The 8,798-nt window shown below is 42.8% G+C and carries 13 protein-coding genes and 2 tRNA genes; 14 read left to right on the top strand and 1 reads right to left on the bottom strand.

Annotation, left to right across the window (positions count from 1 at the left end):
- Window positions 1-174: 174 nt before the first annotated feature.
- The 7 genes from LSE01S_RS10340 to LSE01S_RS11015 all read left to right on the top strand — a co-directional run bounded on the left by LSE01S_RS10340 (window position 175) and on the right by LSE01S_RS11015 (window position 2,452).
- The gene (locus LSE01S_RS10340; RefSeq protein ID WP_061777552.1) at window positions 175-390 is read left to right on the top strand and encodes a hypothetical protein; all 216 of its coding nucleotides are present in this window, start codon (window positions 175-177) and stop codon (window positions 388-390) included.
- 94 nt (window positions 391-484) lie between these two features.
- Complete coding sequence (locus LSE01S_RS10335) at window positions 485-952, top strand: ArpU family phage packaging/lysis transcriptional regulator (RefSeq protein WP_097545830.1); 468 nt, start codon at window positions 485-487, stop codon at window positions 950-952.
- A 192-nt stretch (window positions 953-1,144) separates the two neighbouring features.
- A tRNA-OTHER gene (locus tag LSE01S_RS11020) sits at window positions 1,145-1,202 on the top strand.
- A gap of 54 nt (window positions 1,203-1,256) precedes the next feature.
- Window positions 1,257-1,330 (top strand) — tRNA-Ile (locus LSE01S_RS10325).
- 206 nt (window positions 1,331-1,536) lie between these two features.
- Window positions 1,537-1,734 (top strand): type II toxin-antitoxin system HicA family toxin, encoded by a 198-nt coding sequence (locus LSE01S_RS10320; RefSeq protein WP_042750942.1) that lies wholly within the window; start codon window positions 1,537-1,539, stop codon window positions 1,732-1,734.
- 116 nt (window positions 1,735-1,850) lie between these two features.
- A complete protein-coding gene (locus tag LSE01S_RS10315; protein ID WP_061777551.1) occupies window positions 1,851-2,234 on the top strand; it encodes a type II toxin-antitoxin system HicB family antitoxin in 384 nt (127 codons plus the stop codon).
- A gap of 62 nt (window positions 2,235-2,296) precedes the next feature.
- Window positions 2,297-2,452 (top strand): hypothetical protein, encoded by a 156-nt coding sequence (locus tag LSE01S_RS11015; RefSeq protein WP_156470530.1) that lies wholly within the window; start codon window positions 2,297-2,299, stop codon window positions 2,450-2,452.
- A 54-nt stretch (window positions 2,453-2,506) separates the two neighbouring features.
- Here LSE01S_RS11015 and LSE01S_RS10310 read toward each other — a convergent pair whose 3' ends face one another.
- On the bottom strand, window positions 2,507-2,722 hold the full coding sequence (locus LSE01S_RS10310) for a CsbD family protein (RefSeq protein ID WP_061777550.1): 216 nt from the start codon (window positions 2,720-2,722) through the stop codon (window positions 2,507-2,509).
- Window positions 2,723-2,916: 194 nt separating this feature from the next.
- On the opposite strand from LSE01S_RS10310, the gene LSE01S_RS10305 reads away from it, so the two are divergent.
- The 7 genes from LSE01S_RS10305 to LSE01S_RS10275 are packed head-to-tail and all read left to right on the top strand — an operon-like array spanning window position 2,917 to window position 8,731.
- Complete coding sequence (locus LSE01S_RS10305; protein ID WP_061777549.1) at window positions 2,917-3,216, top strand: hypothetical protein; 300 nt, start codon at window positions 2,917-2,919, stop codon at window positions 3,214-3,216.
- Window positions 3,217-3,249: 33 nt separating this feature from the next.
- Entirely contained in the window at window positions 3,250-3,507 is a 258-nt protein-coding gene (locus LSE01S_RS10300; RefSeq protein WP_061777548.1) for a hypothetical protein, read from the top strand.
- A gap of 19 nt (window positions 3,508-3,526) precedes the next feature.
- Window positions 3,527-4,342, top strand: coding sequence for a terminase small subunit (locus LSE01S_RS10295; RefSeq protein ID WP_061777547.1), 816 nt, complete (start codon window positions 3,527-3,529; stop codon window positions 4,340-4,342).
- A 12-nt stretch (window positions 4,343-4,354) separates the two neighbouring features.
- A complete protein-coding gene (locus tag LSE01S_RS10290) occupies window positions 4,355-5,689 on the top strand; it encodes a PBSX family phage terminase large subunit (RefSeq protein ID WP_061777546.1) in 1,335 nt (444 codons plus the stop codon).
- Window positions 5,690-5,700: 11 nt separating this feature from the next.
- Window positions 5,701-7,332: a phage portal protein gene (locus tag LSE01S_RS10285; RefSeq protein WP_061777545.1), complete on the top strand. Its 1,632-nt coding sequence runs from the start codon at window positions 5,701-5,703 to the stop codon at window positions 7,330-7,332.
- Window positions 7,241-8,521, top strand: a complete 1,281-nt coding sequence (locus LSE01S_RS10280; protein WP_156470529.1) for a DUF6883 domain-containing protein — start codon at window positions 7,241-7,243, stop codon at window positions 8,519-8,521. The genes LSE01S_RS10285 and LSE01S_RS10280 overlap by 92 nt, the downstream gene beginning before the upstream one ends.
- 6 nt (window positions 8,522-8,527) lie before the next feature.
- Complete coding sequence (locus LSE01S_RS10275) at window positions 8,528-8,731, top strand: hypothetical protein (RefSeq protein WP_061777543.1); 204 nt, start codon at window positions 8,528-8,530, stop codon at window positions 8,729-8,731.
- The last annotated feature ends 67 nt before the right edge of the window (window positions 8,732-8,798 follow it).

The following is an 8,798-nucleotide window of genomic DNA, read 5'->3' as shown; positions in this document are numbered from 1 at the left end:
GGCAAGCTATGGTGGCGATGTGGCACAGGCGCTAGTGTGGTGTGGCAATCACTTTATCAAGCTGAGCGACAGCCAACGCAACACGATTAACAAGCTGTCAGCGAAGGAACGCAACCAGGTTATCCATGAGCTGACAATGAGATAAAATTCATATTTCATGTAGGAGGACGTATTATGGATAAAACACGCGACGAAATGAACGGTAACCAGCGTATGTTGCTTAACTATCTGGAAGCATTGGTGCCGAAAGACGATGTATTGATGGGGATAGCTGAGTTTCAATCCAGATTAAGCGAGCACAGCGTGCCTAAGGAAGTTTACATTGCTTTGGGTATGCTGAGCAATGTGGAAATTACTAACGTGCTACACGAGCTTACACGGCCATTTTAGATAGCAAAAAAGGGCTGACGCAACAGCCCTCACCCAATTCGTTCTTACTCAATGGTCAACAAATTAATTATACCATTGATAGGGGCTGAAAGGGTTGGCTGAATTAGATTTTGACAATATGAACATGGGAAGTCTCTTCCCAGAGGTAGATGTTGGAGCAACTTTGCAAAACGTGACACACTTTTTATCTGTAGTATTGCCTAAGATGGTCCGTATCAGTGGACAGTCAATGAGCGACTTAAAATCACCTAGCTATGATGGAATGCCAAAATCTCAGCCATCAGGTAATGCGACAGATTCAAGAATTGTGCGGCGGTTATATGCCGAAGAAGTCGTTAAACGGACAATCCAAGCAATTAAACACTGTGATAAAGATTGCCAGAATATACTAGATGAACTATATCTACAAGAACTATCAGATACCATGTGTTTTATGGACTTAGGATTTTCTGAGTCCAGCTATTTCCACGTTTGGAAGCCCAAAGCACTATTGCAGTTTGCCGATTGCTACATGCTGGATGATCTCCATATTTTTAAAAAAAGCAGTTTTGATGCAGTTTGAGTGCAGTTTTTGTGCAGTCGGACTGCAGGCACCAGCCATATTTAAGGGTTATTCTAGTATCATCGAAAGAATTAAGAAAAACACGCATAGCTCAATGGCAGAGCAGACAGTCATTGCCTGACGCGGGTTCGAACCCCGCTGCGTGCATTGTGGTGGAATGATGAACCGGCCACAAGATTACCTCCCTGAGTAACGTGCATAGCTCAACGGCAGAGCAAAGAAGATACGGGTTCGAATCCCGTTGCACGTATTAGCCCGCCAAACTCCTTCATAAAATTGACCGGCCTGCATAACCGGTCATTAAGGACCTTTAACTCAGCTGGTTAGAGTAGATGGCTCATAACCGTTCGGTCGTAGGTTCGAATCCTACAAGGTCCATTGACCCTAAACAAATTTTTGCTTAACGCTGGGTCATAAAACTAACCTGAAAAGAGGTGAAAACTTCTCTCAGTTTAGTTTGAAATTAGTCCGAGGGACCGTCTGTGGTAGAGCGGCTCTTTTTTTGTTACATACGAATATTTTTCGTTGCTAAGTGTGTATTCAATGTGTATAATGTGATTATCGATAATAAAGAGGTGAGTAGTATGCCGATGAAGCCACGACAGATGGTTAAACTGTTGAAAGAACATGGCTTTATCGAGAAATCGCAGAATGGATCATCACATTTAAAACTCTACAACACCCAAAGCAATATTACTGTCATGGTACCGATTCATGCTAAGGAACTCGGAAAAGGGTTGGAGCGCGCGATTTTGAGAGAAGCAAATATAGAGAAACCATAGTGTTTCTTTATTGCGGCCAAAATGAGTGATCGTTTTGGTATACTCTCAAATACTAACCTGATTTTTTCTCCCTGAAGTATGAAACTGACAAAGAAAACACAAAGGAGATCGACTCTATGAAGAAGGATATGGTAATTTACCCTGCTATTTTTAGCGAAGATGGGGACTATATTTTTGTTCGAGTCCCTGACCTAAAAGGCGGGTTTACGCAAGGAAACAATACCTTGGACGCCGTTGCTATGACTGAAGATTTGATTGGTAACTTATTAGAAGACCAATCGGACTATCCTAAACCATCAAATCCGGAAGATATTAAACTAGAAGATGGAGAATCTTTGGTTTATATCTCAGTTGACTTAGCAGAATTTCGTATTAAGTATTCGCGAACCGTTCGCAAAAATGTGACTATTCCAGAGTATTTAAATGTAATTGCTAAGGAACGAAAAATTAATGTTTCCCAGGTATTAACTGAAGCGTTAAGAACAAAATTGGAAGTATAGTTTCAAACGTATAACGTCCTACGGGGCGTTTTTATTTTGCCCAAAAATAGGAGGTGGCCGGCATGGCCAGAATGATCAAAACAAAATTTGGCCTAGTCAGCCGCACAGAAGCGCGTTGTTTGGGCGAGTTAGAGCGACAGCTTAAAGATGGACGGTGGCAACGTAAAAAGCCGCAGCGACCACATAAGCCGCGTATTACAGTGTGGAAAAAAAGGTAACAAGCGTGAAAAAATAAAAGAAGACCAGATTTTGGTCTTCTTAAAAATGATAATTTATTTATCGTCTTTATCTAACTTTTCCTTTACGTCATCAACCGTATCTTTAACAGCATCTTTGGCATCTGACAGTTTATCTTTAGCCTTACCTAGAATACCTTGACCCTTACCTTCAGCTTCACGGGCCTTGTCGTTCGTAACCTTGCCTTCAACTTCTTTAGCTTTTCCAATTACCTTATCTTTGGTGCTATCAATCTTGTCATCTAGACTCATAATATAACCTCCCATAATGTATTTGTTACAACAGTATTATTCCACATTTTAATTTGCTTGTCTAATAAGGAGATCCTGCAAGAGATAGTGTAAATGACACTTATAAATTTAAATTTTCAGATTTTGAATCAAGCATCACTCGCAAAAGAGTGGTGCTTTTTCTGTGAACGAGATTACCGAAAGGAAGATGAATTGTGAAAGTAACGGTGGTGAAAAATAAGTATCAGGTACAGCAATTCAATGATAATCGTCAAAAGCTTTTGGATCACACAAGAGAAATGCTTAATGACATTAGTATGTTCCGTTCTCCGGGTGAAGTAGTGAGCGTTGAGATTAGTCCGACCGATAAATGGTATCGCACAGCTATGGACTTAATTGAGGGAAGATACGGTTTACGAGAAGTATATTTTGATTTTCAGAAAGAGTTTAAAGTGTTCCAACAAAAGGTACCTGACGCACCAGAGCGAGGTAGCGTAATGTTCACGGTTATCTAGACAAATTGTCGTTGATAATTAAGGAGGATTCATATGACAAGTAAGGATAAATTTATTGCTCAGCTTGACGATAAGATTAGTCAGATTGGAAACGAGGATGCGGTTCGCGCTGAGGCGCTGAAGCGAGAAATTGCTGACGGAACGATGGACCAGACGGTTTCTAATGCGGTAAATATTATTGCTGACGCGTACACAAAAGCTCTTAATGTAGGCCTGAGTGACGACCAAGCCTTCTATTTTGCATGCAAAACTGCGGGCGTTGAAATGACCCCGCCATATACCAGCGTTTAGCTGTCGGATGTGATGTTTAATGGACTGGGATAAAATCAGAAAGGATTATGAGACCTCCAAGTCGACTCCCAAAGAGCTGGCTGCTAAGTATGGAGTTAAGGTGGCTACGCTCAGAAGTCGTAAGAGTCGTGAGCACTGGTCTCGGTCGGGTGAAGCACCACCAGATACTGATAATCGCAATGACGTTGCAACGAAAACGAAAAACATTGCAACGCAACGCAATGCCGCTGCAGCGTTACATGTTATTGATATCAGTGACCTGACTGAGAAGCAGAAATTGTTCTGTACCTACTATTTGCAGCGTTACAATGCGACCTGGGCTTATCAGAAGGCGTATCACGTCAAGACAGATGTTGCTAAGACCAACGGGAGTCGTCTGCTCACTAATGCTAACGTCAGGAAGCTTATCGAGCAGTTAAAACGACAGCAGCAAGCCGATATTTACTTAACTGCCGATGACATTCTAAAAGAGTACGCCAAACAGGCATTTGCTTCACTTGGGGATGTTATGGATTATCGAGTCCATGAAGAGATGGCGACTGACAGTGAGGGGATGCCGCGGCTTGATACGGACGACAATCCAATTACCCGTCACGTTACGGATATCTTTTTGAAGCCGAGTGATGAGATTGATTGGTCCGTGATTCAGGATATTCATACTGGCAAAGATGGCCTAGTAGTTAAACTTCATGACAATCAAAAGGCTATGCGTGAGCTGCTAGACCGGCTGCCTGAACCAATTGACACGGATATTGAGAATGATAGCTTCCTAGGTGCTATTGGTAAGGCTATCAAGCACAAAAAACATGAGGATGGCGGAGATGGTGAGAATTAAGGGAGTGAGCGTATTAAGAAAGCACGGTTTGAATACGCACCGTTCTCTAATAAGCAGCTTGATGTCCTGAGTTGGTGGATTGACCCGAGAGCTTTCGAGACCGAAAACTTTGATGTTACAATCAGTGAACACCCAGAGTGGTTGAATCGTCGTGACAAGGAAGCAATTATCTGCGATGGCTCAGTCCGTGCTGGTAAGACCATGATTATGTCAATGTCGTATGTCCTGTGGGCCATGACAAACTATCGGGGCCAGCAATTCGGTATTGCAGGTAAGACCATTGGGTCATTGAGACGTAACGTTATTCGCCCGCTTAAGCGCATGCTTGAGGCACGACATTACCACGTCAAAGACTCACGGTCAGAGAACTTACTGACTATCACTCATGGGACAACCACTAATTACTTCTTCCTGTTTGGCGGCAAAGATGAGGGAAGCCAAGACCTGGTCCAAGGGATTACGGTCGCTGGCTTCTTTTTTGATGAAGTTGCACTGATGCCACAGTCATTTGTTAACCAGGCCACAGCCCGTGCATCAATTGACGGTGCGAAGTTCTGGTTTAATTGCAATCCGGCTGGACCTTATCACTGGTTCAAGCTGGAGTGGTTAGATAAATTGGAGGAGCACAAGGCTATGCACATTCATTTCACAATGGCGGATAATCCATCACTGTCTCAGGAGACCATTGACCGATACGAACGTATGTACACGGGTGTTTTCTACCAACGATTTATCCAAGGCCTGTGGGTACTTAGTGATGGAATCATTTATGACAATTTCAATAAACAAAAGATGGTTGTAAAGCCACCAGATTCAAGAACCATAACTAGATATGTGGTGTCGTCTGACTATGGCGCATTGAACCCTACAGTATTTCTACTGTGGGGTTTTTCTAATGGAATTTGGTATTGCTTGAAAGAGTACTACTACAACGCTCGTGCAGCTTCTAATAACCGTCAGAAGAGTGATGACCAATATGCTGATGATTTGGAACGATTCCTTGGGCCGATTAAGGCATCAATCATTCTTGACCCATCAGCTGTCCACTTTGCTATCAAACTCAAGCAACGTGGATTTACTGTCATTCCAGCCAACAATGACGTTCTAGACGGTATTCGGATAACTCAGTCAGCTATGAGTAATGGTTTATTCCTGCTTACACCGGGACTTAATAACGTTTTTAAGGAATTGGCTAGTTATGTTTGGGATGACAAAGCAGCAGAACATGGCGAAGACAAGGTTGTCAAAAAGCATGATCACACGATGGACGCGATACGTTATTTCTGTATGAAAGTTCTGGCACCAAAGATTAATGGTTCTGGCATGCAGACGGCAGCTAGCTACTAGGGAGGGACATAATGAACGCTCAACAATTCTATGCAGTAAATAATCAGGACTTTCTCCTCAGTGGTATGCCATTAAGGGAAGAAGACCTTTCAAGCTCAGATAATATCAAATTGTCTGGTGATATTTCTGTCACGGATGACGATGTGTTTTTGTATCCGAGAGACAAAGATATTCAGAAGAATTTGGATGATGTTTTTAGCATCGTGGATTACCACAATGCGTATATTGCAACCAAGTATAGGATGAAGCGGGACTACTACAAGGGGCGCCACTATGACATCATTCATAAGGATAAGAAGCCGTTAAACAAGCCTGACCACCGATTGGTGATTAACTTACCGAAGAAGTTGGTTAATACGTTTAACGGCTATTTTAGTGGGGAACCAGTATCAATTAAGCACCAATCAAACGGGGTTGATGATGATACTCTCAATGAAAAAATTCAAGATTGGTTGAATGATAATGATGCTGCTGATGTTTTTAGCGAGTGGTCCAAGCAAGCTGACATTTTTGGCCGTTCCTATATCTACGCCTATTTGGATGAAGGCAAATTGTATTTCACGACTTGTTCACCGCGCGATACTATCGTGGTCTATGACGACAGTGTGAAGCATGTCCCACTATTCGGTATCCGATATTCAACGGGTGACGAGGGAGCGACGCCAACACTTATCACGCCTAAGGCAAACTTTGAACTTAAGAAAGGTGATAAGGGTGTTCAGGTCACTAATACAGATAGCAACGATAGTGAAACAGTTTCAAAGTCAGACATGCATGATTTCCCCGCTCTACCACTAATTGAGTTTGCGGAAGATGATGAGCGAACTGGCATCTTTGATGACACGATTAGCCTGATTGATGCAATTGATGACGTCTTGTCTTCCAAGACGAACGACATTAGTTCATTTGCTGATGCCTATCTGTTAGTGACCGGACAAAAGCTAAGTGAAGAACAGATTAAGGATATTCGTGACAATCGGTTGATTAACTTGTATCCAGTTGATAGTGGGGCTTTTAGTGGCGAGACTTCCACTCAGCCTAACGTTACTTTTCTGACGCCTGATGCTAACGATGAGACGCAAGAGAACTTCTTAAATCGGGCGATTGATTTGGTCTATCAGATTAGTCAGGTGGTTAACCTCAATGATTCTAGTTTGGGGATGTCGGCACAGTCCATTAGCGGAGTTGCATTGCTCCAGCGCTATCAACCCATGCAGGCTAAGGCCCGGACTAAGTCATTGAAGATGGACAAGGCGTTGCGTCAGCTATTTACGATATTGTTTTCTGTTTGGAATCAACCAGGGTTACGAGCTAGTGACTTAACCTTTGACCACAAACAAAGTATTCCTCACAACGTTAGTGAAGAAGCGGATACCGTCAATAAATTGAATGGTCAGGTTGATGATGAGACTAAACTAGGCTTCTTGTCAGCAATTGATAATCCTAAGAAGGCGGTGGAACGTCTCAAGGAGCAGCAGAAACAGGAGGCCAACGATGCTCAAGGCCAAATGCAGAAATATCTGACTGACCAGCAGAAGGGCGGTGTAGCTAATGGCAATGCCGCTAACAATAACAGTTCAGCAAGAACGTCAGCGAATGAACCAGCTGATTCAACTGGACAATCAAATGGACAAGCAAAGTGATCAGTATTATAGCGAATTGCTAAGTTATGTTCGTGATCATCTGCTAGCCTTCTATCAGAAGTATGCTGATGAGAATGACCTGACACTGTCGCAAACGATGACTCGTGTTTCTAGGTGGGATCTTGAACAATGGAAGCAAGCACTAGATTCGTTGGGGGACACCAGTGATTGGCCTGAAGAAGCTCAAGATAGGCTCAAAATTCAAACCTATATAGCCGGTATTGATCGACAGCAGCTAATTGGGTCTATTCTATCCTTGGGTGTTATCGGGCTAACAGTTAAGAATCAGCGAACCATTGAGAAACGTATTGAATCCGATGGCAGAGACGAGGTGAAACGCCTTAAAAAGGCCCTAAAACTAGCGCCTAAGCAGGTTGGAGAATCAACCAGTGTAATTACTCAAGCAAGCACTCGAAAACAGTGGAGCGCCAACCTGTGGGTCGATAGCGATAAATTAGCTGGTGATGTACAGTATCTGGTTAATCAAAGCTTGAAGCATGGACTATCACTTGATGACCTTCCCAATCTATTGGATAAGCATGCTAATCCCAGTCAATTTAAGCCAAACCAGTCGATTGCGGACCGGGCTGAACAGATGAGCTACGAAACCAAGCGGTTAATTCGTAGCGAGTCGGCCCGAATGAAACAGCAAGTAGATGTTACTTCGTACAAGATGCAAGGAGTCAAATGGGTTGACTGGGTGACTGAACCAGGGGCTTGCAGTAAATGCCAAGAGATTGCAGATTTTGGTCCTTATCGAATCGATGATGTACCTGAAATACCTGATAGCAGCCATCCTAATTGCCGCTGCAGTGTTATACCGCAAGGCCAATCCAAAGAATTGTTACCTGATGCTGTTAACGCGGTCGTCCCTGTTGAGAAGTTTAGCCGTTATGCGTTAGACCCAACGAGCAAGAATGGGGCCGATAAGGCTAGGGTATTTAAATCAGCATTAGGCTATGAGAAGAAGGATTCCCAGCAACTTGTTAACCAGATTAAACAAAAGGTGCTCTCATCAAGAGCAATTTCTAAAGGCAAAGGCTATAATGGTGGTGAAAGATACGAGGTTAATCTAATTATCAAAGGCCCTAACCGGCAGGAGCATCTTGTTTTAACGGGATGGATTGCAGAAAATGGGCACTCACGTCTTGTTACAGCTTATGTCAACAACCGTAAAAGAAAGTGGTGAGATACTATGAAAGCAAGCGAAATCCAAGAATATGATACTGTCAGATTAGACGACGGAAGAATTGGTATTGTAATCGAAATTGCTTCCAACGGTAATATGATGTTAGAGAAGCGTCAAAAAGATTTTGAGAAAGACTCTTTTGGTAATTCGCCCATCATTAATACAAATGCTAGCCAAGTTGAACAGATCATTCACGAATCAGCAAACTGATCTACTGAGAAAGATACTCAAATAGAATAACCAAACGTAGAGTTTTATTTGTAATCGGATAAGGCTC

The sequence above is a fragment of the Levilactobacillus senmaizukei DSM 21775 = NBRC 103853 genome (genome assembly GCF_001592085.1).
Classification (GTDB): domain Bacteria; phylum Bacillota; class Bacilli; order Lactobacillales; family Lactobacillaceae; genus Levilactobacillus; species Levilactobacillus senmaizukei.
The sequence above is the reverse complement of the archived record's forward strand: the minus strand, read 5'-3'. Positions and strand labels throughout refer to the sequence as shown.